The organism is Nostoc sp. (genome assembly GCF_036919615.1).
Taxonomy (GTDB): Bacteria; Cyanobacteriota; Cyanobacteriia; order Cyanobacteriales; family Nostocaceae; genus Nostoc.
Genome location: NZ_JBALCN010000038.1, coordinates 70,968 through 88,790, shown reverse-complemented (window position 1 = coordinate 88,790; position 17,823 = coordinate 70,968). Strand labels below are relative to the sequence as shown.

17 protein-coding genes, 1 pseudogene and 1 riboswitch are annotated in these 17,823 nt (G+C 39.8%); of the genes and pseudogenes, 6 read left to right on the top strand and 12 right to left on the bottom strand.

Annotated elements, in window-relative coordinates; genetic code table 11:
* Positions 1-102: 102 nt before the first annotated feature.
* Entirely contained in the window at positions 103-567 is a 465-nt protein-coding gene (locus V7K48_RS11885; RefSeq protein ID WP_335072595.1) for a hypothetical protein, read from the bottom strand.
* A gap of 556 nt (positions 568-1,123) precedes the next feature.
* Here V7K48_RS11885 and V7K48_RS11880 point away from each other — a divergent pair.
* Entirely contained in the window at positions 1,124-1,348 is a 225-nt protein-coding gene (locus V7K48_RS11880; protein WP_335072593.1) for a hypothetical protein, read from the top strand.
* A 640-nt stretch (positions 1,349-1,988) separates the two neighbouring features.
* Here V7K48_RS11880 and V7K48_RS11875 read toward each other — a convergent pair.
* Genes V7K48_RS11875 through V7K48_RS11865 form a run of 3 tightly spaced genes read right to left on the bottom strand, consistent with a single transcriptional unit; the run spans position 1,989 to position 5,271 of the window.
* Positions 1,989-3,026, bottom strand: coding sequence for an ABC transporter ATP-binding protein (locus V7K48_RS11875; protein WP_335072591.1), 1,038 nt, complete (start codon positions 3,024-3,026; stop codon positions 1,989-1,991).
* Positions 3,026-4,111: an iron ABC transporter permease gene (locus V7K48_RS11870; protein WP_335072589.1), complete on the bottom strand. Its 1,086-nt coding sequence runs from the start codon at positions 4,109-4,111 to the stop codon at positions 3,026-3,028. The genes V7K48_RS11875 and V7K48_RS11870 overlap by 1 nt, the downstream gene beginning before the upstream one ends.
* Before the next feature lie 2 nt (positions 4,112-4,113).
* Positions 4,114-5,271 carry an ABC transporter substrate-binding protein gene (locus V7K48_RS11865; protein WP_335072644.1) on the bottom strand — a complete coding sequence of 386 codons (1,158 nt, stop codon included), beginning with the start codon at positions 5,269-5,271 and terminating at the stop codon, positions 4,114-4,116.
* Between the two features lie 9 nt (positions 5,272-5,280).
* On the opposite strand from V7K48_RS11865, the gene V7K48_RS11860 reads away from it, so the two are divergent.
* Both V7K48_RS11860 and V7K48_RS11855 read left to right on the top strand, forming a co-directional pair.
* A complete protein-coding gene (locus V7K48_RS11860) occupies positions 5,281-5,442 on the top strand; it encodes a hypothetical protein (RefSeq protein ID WP_335072650.1) in 162 nt (53 codons plus the stop codon).
* A riboswitch (cobalamin riboswitch) is annotated at positions 5,399-5,541 on the bottom strand. Its footprint overlaps the gene before it by 44 nt.
* Before the next feature lie 402 nt (positions 5,542-5,943).
* Positions 5,944-6,237 (top strand): hypothetical protein, encoded by a 294-nt coding sequence (locus V7K48_RS11855; RefSeq protein ID WP_335072587.1) that lies wholly within the window; start codon positions 5,944-5,946, stop codon positions 6,235-6,237.
* 18 nt (positions 6,238-6,255) lie between these two features.
* On the opposite strand, the gene V7K48_RS11850 is transcribed toward V7K48_RS11855, so the two are convergent.
* A complete protein-coding gene (locus V7K48_RS11850; protein WP_335072585.1) occupies positions 6,256-7,230 on the bottom strand; it encodes a hypothetical protein in 975 nt (324 codons plus the stop codon).
* 236 nt (positions 7,231-7,466) lie between these two features.
* Entirely contained in the window at positions 7,467-7,742 is a 276-nt protein-coding gene (locus V7K48_RS11845; RefSeq protein ID WP_335072583.1) for a hypothetical protein, read from the bottom strand.
* 147 nt (positions 7,743-7,889) lie between these two features.
* Between V7K48_RS11845 and V7K48_RS11840 the strand changes: the two genes are divergently transcribed.
* On the top strand, positions 7,890-8,279 hold the full coding sequence (locus tag V7K48_RS11840) for a hypothetical protein (RefSeq protein ID WP_335072581.1): 390 nt from the start codon (positions 7,890-7,892) through the stop codon (positions 8,277-8,279).
* Positions 8,280-8,783: 504 nt separating this feature from the next.
* On the opposite strand, the pseudogene V7K48_RS11835 reads toward V7K48_RS11840, so the two are convergent.
* Positions 8,784-9,023 (bottom strand): annotated as a pseudogene (locus V7K48_RS11835) (TonB-dependent receptor); the annotation flags it as partial.
* Positions 9,024-9,246: 223 nt separating this feature from the next.
* Here V7K48_RS11835 and V7K48_RS11830 point away from each other — a divergent pair.
* Complete coding sequence (locus V7K48_RS11830; protein WP_335072579.1) at positions 9,247-10,194, top strand: glycosyltransferase family 2 protein; 948 nt, start codon at positions 9,247-9,249, stop codon at positions 10,192-10,194.
* Between the two features lie 130 nt (positions 10,195-10,324).
* On the opposite strand, the gene V7K48_RS11825 is transcribed toward V7K48_RS11830, so the two are convergent.
* Positions 10,325-11,041: a ParB N-terminal domain-containing protein gene (locus V7K48_RS11825; protein WP_335072577.1), complete on the bottom strand. Its 717-nt coding sequence runs from the start codon at positions 11,039-11,041 to the stop codon at positions 10,325-10,327.
* Complete coding sequence (locus tag V7K48_RS11820; RefSeq protein WP_335072642.1) at positions 11,038-12,423, bottom strand: AAA family ATPase; 1,386 nt, start codon at positions 12,421-12,423, stop codon at positions 11,038-11,040. Before V7K48_RS11820 ends, V7K48_RS11825 begins: the two co-directional genes overlap by 4 nt.
* Before the next feature lie 260 nt (positions 12,424-12,683).
* On the opposite strand from V7K48_RS11820, the gene V7K48_RS11815 reads away from it, so the two are divergent.
* Entirely contained in the window at positions 12,684-13,055 is a 372-nt protein-coding gene (locus V7K48_RS11815; protein WP_335072575.1) for a zinc ribbon domain-containing protein, read from the top strand.
* 219 nt (positions 13,056-13,274) lie between these two features.
* Here V7K48_RS11815 and nblS read toward each other — a convergent pair whose 3' ends face one another.
* The 3 genes from nblS to purD form a co-directional block, all read right to left on the bottom strand.
* Positions 13,275-15,221 carry a two-component system sensor histidine kinase NblS gene (nblS, locus tag V7K48_RS11810; protein WP_335072573.1) on the bottom strand — a complete coding sequence of 649 codons (1,947 nt, stop codon included), beginning with the start codon at positions 15,219-15,221 and terminating at the stop codon, positions 13,275-13,277.
* A 464-nt stretch (positions 15,222-15,685) separates the two neighbouring features.
* Entirely contained in the window at positions 15,686-15,895 is a 210-nt protein-coding gene (locus V7K48_RS11805; protein WP_335072571.1) for an element excision factor XisI family protein, read from the bottom strand.
* A 237-nt stretch (positions 15,896-16,132) separates the two neighbouring features.
* Positions 16,133-17,425, bottom strand: coding sequence for a phosphoribosylamine--glycine ligase (gene purD / locus V7K48_RS11800; protein WP_335072640.1), 1,293 nt, complete (start codon positions 17,423-17,425; stop codon positions 16,133-16,135).
* Between the last annotated feature and the right edge of the window lie 398 nt (positions 17,426-17,823).

Sequence of the window (17,823 nt, the reverse complement as noted above, 5' to 3'; positions counted from 1 at the left end):
CTTGTTTGCAGAAACCCTTGGGACATCAGTTCGGGTCGTTCTGACTGACTACGTGCGACATCGAATCGCCCACTCTCTTACGAATTATAAATTACAAATTATTTAGACAGCATCCAGTTCCTGAATAAAAGCGTCAATTGCTTTGGTTGCGGACTGCTTGCCTACTTTCAATTTAGAAAGGACGTTTGAGCGTATTGCTTCATAGTCTGGCTTTTCTTGCTGCCCAACAGAAATAGCCTCTTGTGTTGGGCTGACAACTCCATCCAATCGCTCATCTATTAAGCCTTTTATCTGGACTATTGCATCCGCTAGTTCCTGTCTAATTACCTGTTTTATGTCTTCATCATCAGACGGTGTAGACAAAGTTAAAGCATTCACTTCTTGTCTAACTATTTCCTTAATATCATCACCACTAGATAAGATCAGCCCAGCTTTCGACTGTCCCAGAATTCCCTTGAGCAATCTTGTTGCTGTTTGATTTAATGACTCATTCTCTGAAATTTGCATTGCTGATAAAGCTTTTATTTCAGCATCACTTAGCCGAATCGAAATTGACACTCCAGCCATCCTCTCAACTCCTGTAAACATTTATGTTTAAATCACCGATTTTTGCTTACTAACATTTGTACTTTGCTTGCTTATATACAATCTGTGTAGACAAGTTATTTACTAGCCCAATTATAAAAACTTCCTGATCTCAACAACTTTTATCCCAGATTACTTAATCTAGTCTTGAATAAATCAAGTTATGATTAACTTCAATTCTAACGCATGATTAGATTGCTGCTATTAAAGGTAATCAACTAGGTCTGTTTCAAGATGTTAAAACAAATTTCATACTGAGTTGACTGTCTCTCAGATAAAGAAAGGTCATGGTCAAATCGAAAAACGTCGGGTTAGTGTCTGTCAAACAATAACATGACTAAAGTCATGCTGAAATTATGACTTTATTCCACTGTATCTTCTTATTTAGTATTTTAAACTTAGAACAATAGAGCAAATAAATTAAGTTGTGTAACAAGCAAAACTTACTATAATTTTAAAGATTAGGTAAGAATATATGTTCACAAGTTATTGAAAAATGCTGTATAAACTCAAGCAAATAATTGATAGAGATTTGAACATGAAACGTATTTTCTTAGGTACATTACTTGCTCTCCCATTTGCAATTTCTTCTTTAGCATCACAGGCATCGGCAGCAGAAATTATTGTCAGACCCAACGTCCATAGAACTGTTGTTGCCCGATTTCAACGGAAGTTAATTCCTGCACATTGGGAAACAGTACGACACGGTCACAGGTGGGTTAAGGTTCGAGTTCCTGCTCGTTATGTAAATGTAAGAGTTTAATATCTCTAATAGAGACTAACAACTCTAGGTTGTTAGTCTCTATTAAATAAAACTTGGCTGATAAATAATAATTATAAAGTGAATGAAAGTATCTTGTTCGAGTCAATTTAATTAACATGATATAGATAAAGCTTATTAATTCATTAAAAAACTTATTATATTTCTGCTTACAATAGACCTCTTGCAAAAATCCTTGAATCACCCCTCCCCAACCCTCCCCGTATGTGAAGGGGAGGGGGCAAGATTTCAAGTTTCCCCCCTTTATAAGGGGGGAAAAAGGGGGGTCTATTCGACTTATGCAAGAGGTCTAATTACTTTAGTGACAGCCTGCAATTCTATCCAGGCTGAAGAAGGAAGTAGGAGTATCCCACTTTTTAAACTGAACAGAAATACTAGTGAGAGATCATGAATAGATATAATAATGTTCCGTCATTGCGTTCGCGTAGCATCTCCTTGGCGCAGCCTCTCGTAGAGAAGAGTTGGGGCTGACATCGTTTATTTGATTCTCTGCACGTAAAATAAAAACTGGGATGCATCCAGGAAGTATAGCTATGGCTAATGGTAAAAGATATTAGAGATATTTCGTAATTTTTCCTGATTATACAGTTAGAGAATCTTAATCAATTAGGATACAATGCTTCTATAAACAATCCAAAAATTTAATCAGTGCATACAATGAATGATGAGTGTACACAGTCTTATTGTTTGTGATTCGCCACAAAAATTGTATGGAGTTTGATATAATTTCTACTGAGATTTGTGTTTGCGTTGCGTCTGTGAGAAGAGAGGAATTCTCAGCTTGCTTAACCCTAAACCCAACTCTTTGTAGGGCACGAATAGTCCACACAGACGCGATACCCTCACCTATCAGATTAATTTCTCCTTTATGGGGTAAGTGGAGATGAAATTCTCCAGAAGCAACATCAAACTCTACACCTTCACTGCGGAAAGTATCAGCAAACGCACCACTCAACACTAAATCTTCCGGTGCGCCAACGTGTAAAATACCATTAGTTGATAATAGCCAAATTTTATCAGCCAGACGCAAAGCTAAATCTAAATCGTGGGTGGAAAGGAGAATCGCTTGATTATTTTCCCGCGCTAACTGGCGCAACAATTGCATAATTTCCACCCGTCGTGGTAAATCAAGAAATGCTGTTGGCTCATCCAGTAACATAACAATAGGTGACTGAGCCAATGCACGTGCAATCATAATTTTTTGACGTTCACCGTCACTTAATTCGCCAACTTGGCGTTGTACTAAGTGGACTGCTCCTACAGATTTGATTGCCCAATGTACTATTGCTTCATCTTGGGGTGTCAAATTTCCCCACCAGTCAGTATAAGGATATCGTCCCAGAGTCACTAAGGTGTAGGCTGATAGCATTCCTACATCAACTTTCTCAGTGAGTACCAAACTCAGACGTTTGGCTAAATCTTGTGGTACTAATTTGTAGACATTATCTCCCAAAAGTCGCACTTCGCCTGCAATGGGTGGTTGCATTCCAGCGAGCGATCGCAGTAATGTAGATTTACCTGCACCATTAGGGCCAAGTAAGCAAACCAGTTCCCCAGCTAAGAGAGATACAGAAATATCAGACGTAACACACCGAATAGTTTTTCGGGCTGTCTTGTAACCGATAGTCAAGTTGTGAGTTGTTAAAATCGCATCATTCATCAGGGAAAAGATTTTTGGGAATTACGCCGCAGAATTACCCAAGTAACAACAGGAGTTCCTATCAAAGCAGTGACAGCATTTAAAGGTAAAACCATCTGACTTACCCAAAGTTGGGAAAACAAATCTGCAAACAATGCTAGGATTGCACCCATGATTGTTACACTAGGGATTAATATTCGATGGTCGGAAGTATTGAACAGACTACGACAGAGATGGGGAATTGCTACACCTAAAAATGCGATGGGGCCACAAAAAGCAGTAATTGCACCTGCTAATATAGATGCACTAGTAATAATAGAAAATCTGGTTTTCTCCACTGTTAAACCTAGACTACGTGCATAAGATTCACCTAGTAAAAGTGCATTCAAAGATTTGGATTGCAGCACTGCTAACAATAAACTCAAAAGTATAACTGGAGTTAAAACAACTAACTGTTTCCAAGTCACCCCAGCAAAACTCCCAAAAGTCCACATAATATAACTTTGAATGCGTTCTTTTGAACTAAATTGCAACAAAATACTGACAATTGCACTCGTAGCGTAGCCAAACAATAAACCTAAAATCAGTAGCGTCATTGTATCTTGCACTCGGCGAGAAACAACTAACATCATTCCTAAAACTGATGCTGCACCGAGACTTGCAGCTATGACTAAACTAAAATCACTAATTATTCCCAAATCTGCTAATAATGTTGGTGTCGTAGCACTTGCTATCAGCATAACTAACGCTACACCTAAACTTGCACCAGAACTAATACCCAATACAAAAGGCCCTGCTAAGGGATTTTTAAATAAAGTTTGCATTTGCAAGCCACTCACACCTAAAGCTGCACCCGCTAAAGTTGCACTTAAAGCTTTAGGTAAACGAAATTTGAGAATGATATTAGCCCATATCGCTTTTTCTGGTTCTTGTCCGAGTAAAATTTTGACTACTTCATTAATAGGAATATCAACTGAACCTAAAGCCAAATCTAATAAAAAAGCAAAGATTAAACTGATAAATATAATTAAAAAAAGAATGGTTTTGAAAACCAGAGTTTTTTGAGTTGATAGGGGGTTTTGAAATCTATATTTTTTGCTTAACATTATTAAAGAAGTTTATGATAATAAAATAAATTATTATTATGTAATATCTCTGGATGCAGGATTTTAATCAAATCAGATAAAACTATATCTGGGTTATTAATTCCGCCTTCCCAGTAATCATTACCTCCACTTTCATTTACACGAGCATTGTTATTGTAAAGATTGCCTATTTTTACAGCATTAAAATCAGTATAGCGATTATCTTCTGCGACTAAATCTTTGAAATTATTCCAAGATTGGCTAAAATTCAACCAGTAGTCAGCATTGGCTGCACGTTCTAAAACGACCTCAAAAGATAAAGGTAAACTACCAGAGGATTTTTCATTACTCCAGAGATAGTTTGCTCCGGCATCAGCAAGATATTTTGCTACGTAACTTTTGCCTCCAGGCATATACCAAGTTCCTTTAAAATTGAATCCCACGAATACAGTTGGATGATTTTTTATAAATTTGGATTTTTGAGCTATTTGTTGATATTTATTAGCAATTTCACTAAATATTTTTTCTGCTTCTTTGTCTTTATTAAAAAATAGAGCAGTAAACTTTAACCATTCACTCCTTCCCAGTGGTGTATCTTCCATATATTCCGCATTTATCCCCACTTTCAAACCCGCCTCTGTGAGTTTGGCATAGCTATCAGTTTGGGAATTTCCAGTACCATAAGTTGTTACTAAGTCAGGATTTAATTCTAATAATTTCTCTATATCCACACTGTCATTATTACCTATTTGTGATACTTTCCCTGCTTTGATTCTTTCTACCACATCAGGAGTATTTACTTGCTTACTATTACTAACGCCAATCAATTTATCGACTACTCCTAACTTTGCTAAGTGCGGTAAATGAGTAGTAGAAAGAGAGACTATAGAATTTACTGGTACTGTAATTACCTGTGTTTGATTAAATCCTTGTGGCGTAGGAGTTCCACATTGGACTAAAATATATTGAAAACCTGTCTTAGCATTTTGCCAAGGATTTTTGATGGTGACTATTTTGTAGTGTTTGTGATATTCTACTGCCAAGCCTGTCGCATGAGTAATTTTAACTTTATTAGGGAAGTAATCAGTATTTTTATCGTATACTTGAATACAACTGTTATTATTAGTATTTGTAGATATGTTGATTGCTGTACTATGGCAAGCAATGATTAAAGTAGCAATTAATAAGAATTGACTCGCGCCTACAGCAATACGAAAAACCAGCTTGCGATGGCGGAAGCGCCCGCCAAAGGCATCGCCAAAAAGCCGCGCAACTATAGCCATCATCCGTACCTCGCAGATGGTGTGAACAATAAGTTAACCATCGGCGGGCATCCTGACTCAGAGGCATGAGCCTCTTCACAGTTGCGAGACAGCGCCGGATTTACACCGGACTTTCCCCCTTGCGTCTGATGGCTGCTCCCCATCAGAACCGACCTCTGCATTGGAACATATTTTGAAGCGTGCTGTATGCAAAAGCAACAAATTTTTAACAAATCTACTGCTTGTACGGGTTGATAGCAGGGCTATTTCATTCTAAACGTAAAAGTTGTATGGTAGAATGCAGCACTAAAAATGAAATACATCTAGTACCGTGAGCCAACCAGCAATAATTGAAGCTTTTGTTGAGCTTCAAGACCCCCGTCGCCGAGCTGGGCAACGTCATACGTTGTCATTGTGTCTAGCATTATTTACCCTTGCGATCGCTTATTAATTGAGTTTTACTATTAATTATGCATTTGAGCGCCTGAGAATTCAAAAAGCGATCGCAACGTTTCGTCAATTCTTAATATAGGTGTAATTATGCGTGATCGCCTAGTTAGAAAATAATATTTATCAGATATAAACAAAACAATGCTCAAAAGTTACAAAGGGCTTACAGACGAGATGAAACTATCATCTGCCCGTGTAATTGTGACGATTTTTGAGGAGATCACGCCACTAGTAAAGCGCCGGACTCCTCCTGCTGCGATCGCAGGTAAAAATAAAATCTTGGGTGATTTGGTTAGCTCTATCGTTGAAGAACAACATTGGAATGTCTCAAGTAATTGTTCTAGACACTCATATTTGGATTTGGTTTGTCTACTCAAGAATTCGAGCTATTTCCGTCTCACTGGAGAGAGGCGATCGAAACGGCTGACAAGGTAGGTATTTCATGAGTTGAAACTAACGTTGCAGTGTTAAGTTACCTTGATGATCAACTGATAAAGAAATTGGATCAATCAGCTCACCAACAAAATTATTGTCAGCATAGGATAAACGAGATGCTAGAAACCACCACTGTCCAGATCTGTCTTGAACAGTTTTTCCACAATAAAGTAGTCCCATTGGGTCAGTTGGGTCTCCCACGAGAAATTTGTCGGTTGGATAGTTAAAAATTCCTAGTAAATCATCCGCAACCATGTAGTGAATTCCAGTGACTGGCTTTTCTCCAAGACGTAAAAGTCTAGCCTGAGAGTGAGATGTAGAGAGAACAGAAAACAGCAAATAGTAACGATTTTTGATTTTGAATAAAGACGGCACTTCTAAATCACCAAACTCACCTGGTTGAGTCAACGGAGGTAGGACTTCCCAGTCAATCAAGTCATGTGAGCGAGCATGAGCGATAACACCCCGACCCGAAGGATGGCCAGTGGCACAGCGAGCAGTTATTAGTGCATGAAAATAACCTGTTTTGGGATGGCAAAATACCCACGGGTCTCGCCATGCTTGGTCGTGCCAAAGGGTCGAGTCAAAAAGTTCATACCATTTGGCGTCAGCGTATAGCACTGGGTTATCAGGGTGCTTAGTCCAATGCAGCAGGTCATCAGAGGTGGCAAGACCAATGCGTTGAATCAGTCCCGACTCCGATTTTTTGATCCCTGTATACAGTAAATACCAAGTATCTTTATATTTAATGATGCTGCCAGTCCAAGTTCCGTAGTCGTCCCACTCTCCTGGCAAACCCACTTTTAAAGCGTCAGGCAAAACTGTCCAATGAATCAGGTCACCTGAAATAGCATGACCAATTGAGGTATTCCAATGTCGCAAAGAACCATCAATTAGCGATTTAGGAGCTTGTAGATAAAAAAGATGATACTTGTGACCATCATCTACTATCCAAAAATCCCAAAGCCATTGGTTAACTAGCCGTAAACCCATTTCTACCTAAAAGGAGCAAAAAATTCAAATGTTCAAGCGTTGAGTCTGTTGGGGGCAAAAGCACTTCTTACTGGCTGTACCCGAACGCAGCACTCAATATGAAGTTGGAGTGAAGGCAGACTTAAGCGATCGCCTAACTGCTACTTTAGCATTCTATGATTTAACTCGTACCTGATACAACAGTTTTAAATTGCTGTTGCGTAAATCAACTAAATTAAATATAAAATGCTCAGGTGCTAGATCCCTAACTTTTTCAAAAAGTCGGGGATTTGAGTATTCAGGTCTCTAAACACTCGTGCCAAGAGAAGACTTTTGTGTTTCGTGCAGCCGGAAGCAACTTCTGTTGTTCCGGAAATAACTTCTGCCGCGACGTTTTCGTGTTTCGCGCAGCCGGAAGCAACTTCCGTTGTCTTGGAAGTAATTTCTGCCGTGACATTTCCGTGTTTCGCGCAGCCGGAAGCAACTTCTGTGGTCCTAGAAATACTTTCTGCCGTGACATTTCCGTGTTCCACGCAGCCGGAAGCAACTTCTGCCTTGACGTTTGTTTCAGAAAGCTACAAGTCATTTTTTTTACAAAAATCGATAATTTTACGTATGACAATCTGGGAAACAATTGTCCACTATAGAGTTATGAGAAGTTTAAGAAATAAGTATCAATTATGGCAAGACAAAAACGCAATTCAGGTGTTCTCAGTAAGGCGGACATGCGTCTAGCCTGCGTTAAATCCATTAGTCCAACGCTAGATGTTGGAGTGGGTTTAACAGTTAAAGATTATACTGATAGAATTGCATCCCTCCGTCAATCTCTGGAAACCTACAATACTATCCTCTCTACTATTGATGTCTTATCAACTCAGATTACTGAAAAAGAAAAAGATTTAGCAGACTACTCTCAACAAATTTTGCTTGGTGTTGCTTATAAGTTTGGTAACAATAGCCATGAATATCAAATGGCTGGAGGGACTCGTAAAAGCGAGCGCAAGCGTACTGCGCGTCAAACTAATATCGATCATACCTCGCACTCAATCGCTCCTGATGCGTCAAGCTGATTCATAGTGACAATTTGATGTGTGTATTGAGCGATACCTGCGGCGGGCTACGCCTACGCACTAATTGCTAAAATGCGATCGCTATACAGTTTTTATGTTTTATGTCTAGTAATTTGCTGCAAAATACTGCCGACGATATATCTAAACTTAACTATTCAGAGTTAGTAGGGTGCGTCAGTACGAATAATTGTTTGGGTTCTTAAGGGTGACTCTTTCCTGACACACCCTACAGTAAGTACTCCGCCATCTGCGTAGGCGTAGCCCGTCGTAGACATCGCTTTTCTTTAGAAGTTGTTTGAAAAGGGTCTTTCTATGTCATGTTGAATTTTGCTATGCAGAGTGAAATATCTGGTGTCTGCAACGTAAAACCTAGCCAGATTTACACGGACTTTTCCTCTTGTGTCTAATGGCTGCTCCCCATCAGAACCGACCTCTGCATTGGAGCATATTTTGAAGCGTGCTATCTGCAAAAGCAACAAATTTTTAACAAGTCTACCGCTTATTGACATTAAAGTTGTTGTAGAGAGTATCATTATTTTCCCTGGTTTCCTCGAAGTTCACTTCTGAGATGGAAAAAGGATAATTATTTTCGGCTTCGGTACGGTTGTAACCTACAACCCAAGAAATATCTCCTACTCTACCGCTATTGTTGATAGTCTGCTGATTTAGCCCATAAGCGCCAAGAGTGACTCTCGCTTGTGTCGTCACTTTTTCTGTGGGACGACGAGTGATAATATTAATCACTATTGCTAATTTGTTAAAAAGCAACTACTACTGCTTTGGGCAACCCCAAATATTATCGCATTATAGACAGTATCCAAGACAGTCTCATTACTGGTACACTGCGATGTGTTTTAATCGAATGCCAAGCGCACAGGGCATTTTTGGAAAAAGCGATACCATAGCACGGGTTTTGCCAATGCAGATAAACAGCGGGTAATATTAATATCATCTATTAATATATAATATGCCTAAAATTAGTGTTTGTATTCCTACTTTTAATCGTGTTCATCTCCTCACTTATGCAATTGACAGTGTACTGAATCAGTCTGAGCAAGACTTTGAGCTAATTGTTTGTGATGACGGTTCTAGCGATCGCACACCTGAGTTAATATCACAGTACACAGACCACCGGATTAAATATATCCGTCATCCGCAAAATATTGGTAAAAGTAATAATATGCGCTCTGGCTTTGATGCTGCCAGTGGTGAATATTTTATTAAATTTGATGATGATGATCGGCTAACACCCGATTTTCTTGCAAGTACCGCAGCTATTTTTGCTCAAGACTCTAGCATTGATTTTGTTGGTACAGACCATTGGATAATTGATATTAACAATATTCGGGATGAAGCAAAAACTCAAGACAATTCTCATCGCTGGGGTAGAAAGAATTTGCCAGCAGGTGTTGTAAATAATTTACTGGAAGTTGTGTTTATTCACCAAAGCTTTCAAATTGGGGCAACATTATTTCGCCGTCAAACATTGCAGGAATTAGGATTTATGCAGCCAAATCTGCAAAATTGTGAGGATAATGATTTATTTGTGCGTCTGGCTTTGGCTGGAAAAAATGGCTATTACTTACCAGAATTATTAATGGAATATCGCTCTCATGCAGAGCAGCAAGGTATCAATCGAGCCATTCCTTATTTATTTGATAAAATTCGATATTTAGAAAGTTATAAGTTTGAATCTGAAAAAATAGAGACAATCAGGAAAAATCGTCTAAATGAAACGCAATTATTATTAGGTTTGCGTTTAATTGAAAAGGGTGAAACGCAAAAAGGCAGAGAGCTAGTTTTGGCGGGACAGTCTTTTTCAACTCCTAAAGCTTGGACTGGTTTAGGGTTATCGCTGTTACCAGTTGGGTTGCGAGGTAAGGCGTTTAATGCACTGCGACAAGTGCGGGGTTAGGCTATGGAAATGCGTTGGCACACCCCGCGTACCCCTTTTATATCAAGTACCTGGTGGTTAATGGCTCACCCAAAGGCGCAGAGAAAGCTATGCATAATTTTACACTGCGAAGAACTTATTTGACTAAATACTAACTTCTTGACCACTCATCAATAATAGTTAAAATTGTTTTATCACCCAAGTTTTTAACAGATTTTACTACATCACGATAATCTTCAAACTCTTGCTTCGGTTTCTTGCGTCGAGCATCAAATATATCTTTTGCAAGTTTTTCAGCCCCACGAATTCTAGATTGTTGTAACTTTTTAGATAACTCGTCTTTATCCAAAGAGTTTAATAAACTAAGCGGATTACTCTGTTTACCCTTTTCGGTAATAAGGTTTTCAAGTTGTTTGAACTGATTCTCTATTCTCTGTCTTTCTTGTATAAATTCTGACTTTAACTCATTAAATTGTTTCTCAAAACGTAATTCTAGATTTACCAGACGTGGTTCTAACTTTGTTGTTTCAGGCTGTGGTGTTACTATTTTACTAGAAGAATCAATTCCTTTGAGAGATGCAACTTGCTTTACTACTAAATCTTCTAATTTTGGGGCAATGACAAAAGCATTAACCATTTCAGCTTGCCGAGGATTTTTTTCTCGTGCCCTGACAGCAGCATAATATTCAAAATGTCCATCAACTACCGTATAGCTTTCTACTCCTGTCACTTTTACAACTAATGGTCTGATAATTCCTCCGGTTTCTATAATTATGTCTGCGAGGTTTTCCAAATTAGCCTCTGAAAAATTTGAGCGAGGTTCATTAGAAGTAATACTTTTTACATCTACTAAAGAGAAATTCATCATTTATTTAACCCTATTCCTATTAACACTTCATCTGCTAAAATCTCAAATTCCATAGCAGATTTTTGAGCATCTGATTTTACTTCTTCTGCATATTTAACAACAGATTTTGGATCAGGATATTCTAAATCTCCAACTGTTATAGTCTGATTCATACATTCCGATAGCACGGTTCTATCATAAATTACTGCTTCCATCAAAGGCAGATTGTAACGTTCTGAAATCACGCTCCTTTGCTTAGGAAAAGTATATTGTAAAAATTTAGAATTAGTAGAGATTTTGGAAGCCAGGATACCCATTAATATAATGTGTGGTTTTCCGATCATTTCTCTAAATTCATTAACTTCTATAATAAAGTTTTTGACACTTAACAATCCTTGGTTTGCAAATGGTTTTAAATCTGAAGGAATTATTAGGTAATCAGCAGCGACAAGTGCAACTTTCGCATATAAATCTCTGGATGGAGGTGTATCAATAATAACAATGTCATATTCTTGCTCTACTTTTTTTAATTTTGTAACTAACCTAGTTTTACTAGCATCAATTTGATTAAGTTTATACTGTCCTTCTATTAAATTAATATGAGCAGGAATAACATCTAATTCAGGATTGTTAAAATAATGTGATTTTCGGGTAACATCGGGTATTAAGTAGAAATCACCTGATTCTAATAAATGATAGATATTAGAATCTCGTAAATCATCATCTTCATCAAATTGAAATTTGATTAATCCTGTAGCAAAAGTAGTATTTGCCTGCGAATCTATATCAATTAACAGTACCCTTTTACCTTTTTTACTTAATGCTGCTGCAAGATTGACTGCAACAGTAGTCTTACCGACGCCACCTTTATTATGATAAATTGCAATCGTTTCCATTGAATGTTGCCTCTTTGTTTTAAAATTTGAATGATTTTCAGTTATTTGAACTTCTGGTTTATCTACTAACTGTCCTTCTTTCAAGCTATCTCTACCAATTAAACCTTTAATATTCTCTAACTTAGTTTCAACTTCTTTCCCAGAGCATTGAAATAATAGCTGAATATCGTGTTGCAATTTTTGATAAATTCTGATTTCTTTGCCATTGGTCAACAATCCATATCTGATATTCAAGCTTGTTAAATAATGCCTAAATCGGAGGACGTGATTATTTAAGTTTTGTTTGGGATGCTTTGCCTCCATGACGACACTCAGCGGTGAGTTGGCATCTAAGACAAAGGGAATCACTTGTGCAGCAAATGCTAAGAAATCTAAACGGATACTACCAAGGGCAACCTCTTGATGCCAGGTGTCAGGAGTATAACCTAGCTGTGGTAGCAAATATTGCACTATGAGTTTGCTTTCAACTTCGCTTTCATTACGGCACAGATCAGGATTAAAAGGCAAGTATTTTTCTACCTCTAAATAATTATTGGACTTGGCATAAAAGCTCATATTTCCTAGATTATGGCATAGCCTTAATTATTTTGAGTGATATAAATCACCTAGAAAAATATAAAAAATCATCATAAAACTAGTGCTTTTACTGTTAAAATAACCACTTCTGAGAGTTAGCCATATTCAAAATTAACAGGCTACGTATCTATTTCCCCATTACCTTTGTAAATGGATAGAATCAAAGTGTTTACCTATTTGTGCTAAAGGTTTTGGCTACTGTATCTTGTCCCCATTGCCATCAACTCGTTGATAATCAAGCTATTAATTGTCCCTTTTGCCGGACAACACTCAAAGCTTACGGTCATCCCGGTATTCCATTGCACCGCGCCACTGGGGATGGGTATCTGTGCGACACCTGCACCTATGACGCTGATGATACTTGCAATTTTCCCCAGCGTCCCTACGCCAAAGACTGTACCCTCTATCAAAATATTGAAGAGACAAAGTTAGATTTGCAACAGCAGCGTTACACTAACAGTTTTGCAGTAACTGTGAAAAGTTGGGTAAAACGCAATCAGACTTTGCTGTTGCTATTAGGTTTATTATTGGTCTGTTTGTTGTTTGTTATATTAAGGTCTTGATTTGTGTTTCGCGGGGAATAGGGAATATAACGCTTCTGTGTTGAGTCTAATATAGACCTAACAAGAACAGCCTCTTCCCTGTAAGACAAGGGGAGTAAGATTCCATTGCTCTGTCCTTTTAGAAGAGAGGAATGGAAGTGAGGTCAGAGTGTATTGCATCCAAACGATAACCGCTATAGTGAATCGTCAAAAATAACAAACAATGCCCAATCCTTAACCTCAGGCTGTAGTGATTTTGGATGCTTCAGCAATAGGCTCAATCAGTATCGGTGGCGCTATTTCCTCAAAGGCGGCTAAATCGAACCAAAAAGTTGTGCCAATGCTGACTTCACTCACTAGATGGACTTTACTACGATGCCTGTCGATGATATTTCTGACAATCGATAAACCTAAACCCGTGCCTTCTAGGGTGTGAACTCGGTTTTCTACGCGGAAGAAGCGTTCAAAAATTGAGTGTTGATCTTCTGTGGCAATGCCAATTCCAGTATCAGAAATTTCAATCCGCACTGGAGAAGATTGGGTGTGACTTGGTTTGAAATCTAGTTGGTAGGCGCGGATTGCCACTTTACCACCGGCTTTTGTAAATTTAAGGGCATTACCAATCAGATTACCAAACACTTGTACTAACAGATCATAATTACCCATTACCAACGGCAAATTAGGAGCAACTTCCTGAACAAGTTCAACACCTTTATCTTTAGCATTGAGTTGGTAAGTACGCAGGGTTTGCTCGATCGCTTGGGCTAAATCCACCCCATCGAAGTTGTAGTGGCGACCAGATTCAAGTTTTGACAAATCCAAAACATCATTAACTAGGCGGGTTAGGCGATCTGTTTCATGATTCACAGTTTGCAGAAACTCTTGCCGTTCTTGTAAAGCTAAGTCTTCGCCGTAGTCGTGCAGAGTTTCAATATAGGTTTTGATGTTAAATAGAGGCGTTCGCAGTTCGTGAGAAACGTTGCTGATAAATTGACTTTTTGCCTCGTTTAGTTCGACCTCGCGGGTAATATCTTGGATAGTAATCGCAATGCCTTTGATGCTTTCTCTTTGCAGATTGAGTACTGTAGTCAACAGAATGCGGATCGTCCGCGGGATGGGTTGGTTAATAAAAATCCGGAATTCGGCGCTTTCGCATTCGCCTGCTGCCATTTCGTACAAGGGACAGGTGATTTCCATTTGTACCGATGGGGGTAAGTGATGCAACACATTGCGGCCTACCACATCAGCGGCTTCCCAGCCAAAAATTCGCTTTGCTGTGGGGTTGACTAAAATTACCTGCATGTTGTTATCAATCAACACAGCACCATCTGCGATCGTCGAAACTAGGGTTTCTAGCTTGGCTTTTTCTGCGGTCAGTTCCTCAATATTCTGTTCTTCATAGCGCTCTAATCGCTCTGCCATTTCATTAAAGCTTAAAATTAACTCCCCTAGTTCGCCCCCTAAAGGTAAATTAATCCGTTGCTTGAAGTTCCCGGTAGCAATTTGTTTTACCCCCACTAGCAGTTCTTTTATTGGCTTAGTGATGGTCAAGGCGTTAATCACTCCTGCCAAAATCACCATTACCCAAATCGTGATAAAAACGGCAATGGTGACATCGCGGGTAAAATTGGTGGAAATGACAGCGGTCTGATTGGGGTTGATACCGATCGCTAATACACCTAAGTATTTTTTATTGACGATCAGGGGAATAAATACATCGGTGACTGTGCCATCTGGGGTCATGTGTTGCCGCACCATCGGCTTTTCCCCATCACCAGGATAATCTTCGGGCAGTTGTATGCGCCGTTTAATGGTGAGGGAGTTTTCTACCTCCGCTTCCCAAAAAGGAATGCCAAAAAAGATTTCCCCGGTTTCATCGGCGTAGAGCATATAACGCACACTAGAGGTGCTGCTGTAGAAGCGTTGAGAAAATTGGGCAACCTCAGTCAGATTATTGTCAGCGACTAAGGGAGCAACGTTGGCAGCAAGCAGCAGCCCCAAGTCACGGCCGAAGCGGGTGTCATTCATCCGCGCATCCTGCTGAATTGTATTCACAGCCCAGAAGGTCAAACCACTCATCACCAATGAAACTACCATCGTGGCCACAGCCAACAGTTTAGTCTGGAGTGTGAACTCCGACCACCAACTAGCGATCGCATCTCGAATTGTTTTTAACAGACTTAGCATCTTAAATAAAGTTGTTAGTAGTCTTTGTTATAAAGCCCAACAACTAAAAAATTAACAGTTAATTTGACAAACATGTTAGGGGAGAGAGGAAGATCGAGAGTCCAGGGGATATTCTTGTTAAGGTAGTCTTAACGAATTTACCTGATTTGGGCGATCAGAGTTGATATCCAGTAAAGGATTAACGGGTTAAACCCCATTTTTTCGACTGCTGGGTTACGCACAGATGAGCAGTCTAACAAAAATCCAACCTGTTGAGATTTTGAGCTAGTACAAGTCGGCATTAGTTTGCCTACCTTTAACAAGAGATTTTGCCCCAAATCTATCTAATTAATTAAGATGGTAGCTGGATTTTCACGCCCGCTGTACTAGTTGTCCGGCTCAGGTTAGCGGCGGCTAGTAAACTTGAACTTAGCACCAAAATATTTCTACTGTCCGCCGCACCGCATTGTCAAAGGACGCCACTGCTACGATGCTACTGCAAAATCTGTGTACTGCTGCATCTTAGGCTCATGGAATGCCAACACTATATCTTCCTTGGCAACACCTGCACAAACTAGGTCAGTTGCGATCCCATCTTCAGTCCAATCTTCTTCGATCCAGAATTTGCAATCTCTAGTCCGAACGTAGACAGTCATACCAGTAATGCGTTCGCCATTTTGCCAACCAAGGTTCATCCAAATATAGTGACCCTTTGGCTGATCTCATAATCAAGAATGTTTCGATGTCTCGGTTAGGACGACGGTTACATAGTTCTGTATACTCCGTCAAGATATGCTTAATTATTTTCGGATACTCAGTTAATTTATCCATACGGTGTACCCCATTGTTAACCTATTGGCACATAATAGAGTTTCATAACGCAAGAATCACCCACAGATCAACTACAAACATCAGGCGATCGCTTATGGGGTTTACTCCCCCTGCTTCGAGCTTGCCACTCTATAACCTATATCTCTCCGGTAATACATCCCATCAAACTGAATACATTTGATACTAGTATATGCTTGGGCGATCGCTTGCTCAAAATTTTCTCCGATTCCAGTTACATTTAATACTCGACCCCCATCTGTCACTATTTCTTGTTGCTGGTTTAACGTCGTACCTGCATGAAATACAGTTGCTCCTGTTGCCTCTGCCTTGCCAATACCAGTAATGACCTGGCCTTTCTTATATTCTCCTGGATAACCCCCTGAGGCTGCAACGACAGTGGCAGATGCTCCCCCTTTCCAAGCAATGGGCGGCAATTCACTTAATCGCTGCTGTACACAGGCTAGAAGCAACTCTTCTAGGGGTGTTGCTAACAATGGCAAAATCACCTGGGTTTCTGGATCGCCAAAACGACAGTTAAATTCTAAAACCTTGAAGTTCCCATCGGGTGCAATCATTAACCCAGCATACAGTACACCTCGGTAGTCAATGCCTTTAGCTCGTAAGGTTGCGATCGCTCTTTCTAAGACTTCTGTTTGAATGCGTGCCATCAAAGAAGGCGTAGCAATGGGTGCTGGGGCATAGGCCCCCATTCCACCAGTATTTTCCCCGATATCGCCATCACCAATCCGCTTATGGTCTTGAGCTGGCAGCAAGGGTCGAATTGTTAACCCATCCGTTAACGCTAAAACTGACACCTCTTGCCCAATTAAACATTCTTCAATGACGACAAATTCACCAGCACTGCCAAATTGCCCCTGAAAAATCGCATCAACGGCACTTTCTGCCTGTTCAACTGTTTGTGCCACCGTTACACCCTTACCAGCCGCCAAGCCATCAGCTTTGACGACAATTGGCGCTCCCTGAGATTTGACGTAAGATTTTGCTGCTGCTGCCTGCGTAAATACCGCAGCCCGTGCCGTCGGAATTCCCGCTTCTTGCATCAGAGCTTTTGCCCAAGCTTTACTAGCTTCAATTTGCGCTCCTGCTCTGACTGGGCCAAATACCATCAATCCTTTGTCTTGGAGGTAATCTGTGATTCCCTTAGACAGGGGGACTTCTGGCCCGATTATTACCAGAGTTATCCCATGTTCTAGAGCATATCGGCTCATGCCCTCAAAATCATCTACTGCTAAGGGCAAGTTTTGGCAACGTTCCATACTTGCTGTGCCTCCATTCCCTGGTACACAGACAACTTGCTCAATTTGCTTAGATTGCAACAGTTTCCATGCCAGAGCGTGTTCGCGCCCCCCATTACCTACAACTAAAACTTTCACTGATTTCCTCGTGCGTCCCTTGCGAAACGAGAATGCCCGATTCGGCTCTCGCGGATCAATTTTTTCATCAATTATCACACTTGTGCAAGCCCTCTCATGACTAAAAAGGCTGAGAGGTTGTTTGAAAAGTGTTTCGCTGTGACTTTAGGCACTTTTAGATCCCCCCTAACCCCCCTTAAAAAAGGGGGAACCGGAATCAAAGTCCCCCTTTTTAAGGGGGAATTAGAGGGATCTATAACTTTTGATACCGACAAGAGGACTTTTCAAACATCCTCTGAGAGCAGGGGGCAAGAAGAAATATAGGTATTGAATTCCTGCTGAATTTATTCTTAAAATTCAACTTGCTGAATTAGTACAATTATAAATGTTATTAATTGCAATAATTCCATAAATATACT

Excerpts from the sequence above, each read along its gene's own strand:
- V7K48_RS11885 (WP_335072595.1), bottom strand. The coding sequence starts at position 567 with ATGGCTGGAGTGTCAATTTCGATTCGGCTAAGTGATGCTGAAATAAAA.
- V7K48_RS11805 (WP_335072571.1), bottom strand. The coding sequence starts at position 15,895 with ATGAACCTTGGTTGGCAAAATGGCGAACGCATTACTGGTATGACTGTC.
- V7K48_RS11825 (WP_335072577.1), bottom strand. The coding sequence starts at position 11,041 with ATGATGAATTTCTCTTTAGTAGATGTAAAAAGTATTACTTCTAATGAA.
- nblS (WP_335072573.1), bottom strand. The coding sequence starts at position 15,221 with ATGCTAAGTCTGTTAAAAACAATTCGAGATGCGATCGCTAGTTGGTGG.
- V7K48_RS11855 (WP_335072587.1), top strand. The coding sequence starts at position 5,944 with ATGCTCAAAAGTTACAAAGGGCTTACAGACGAGATGAAACTATCATCT.
- V7K48_RS11830 (WP_335072579.1), top strand. The coding sequence starts at position 9,247 with ATGCCTAAAATTAGTGTTTGTATTCCTACTTTTAATCGTGTTCATCTC.
- V7K48_RS11880 (WP_335072593.1), top strand. The coding sequence starts at position 1,124 with ATGAAACGTATTTTCTTAGGTACATTACTTGCTCTCCCATTTGCAATT.
- V7K48_RS11850 (WP_335072585.1), bottom strand. The coding sequence starts at position 7,230 with ATGGGTTTACGGCTAGTTAACCAATGGCTTTGGGATTTTTGGATAGTA.
- V7K48_RS11870 (WP_335072589.1), bottom strand. The coding sequence starts at position 4,111 with ATGTTAAGCAAAAAATATAGATTTCAAAACCCCCTATCAACTCAAAAA.
- V7K48_RS11875 (WP_335072591.1), bottom strand. The coding sequence starts at position 3,026 with ATGAATGATGCGATTTTAACAACTCACAACTTGACTATCGGTTACAAG.
- V7K48_RS11840 (WP_335072581.1), top strand. The coding sequence starts at position 7,890 with ATGGCAAGACAAAAACGCAATTCAGGTGTTCTCAGTAAGGCGGACATG.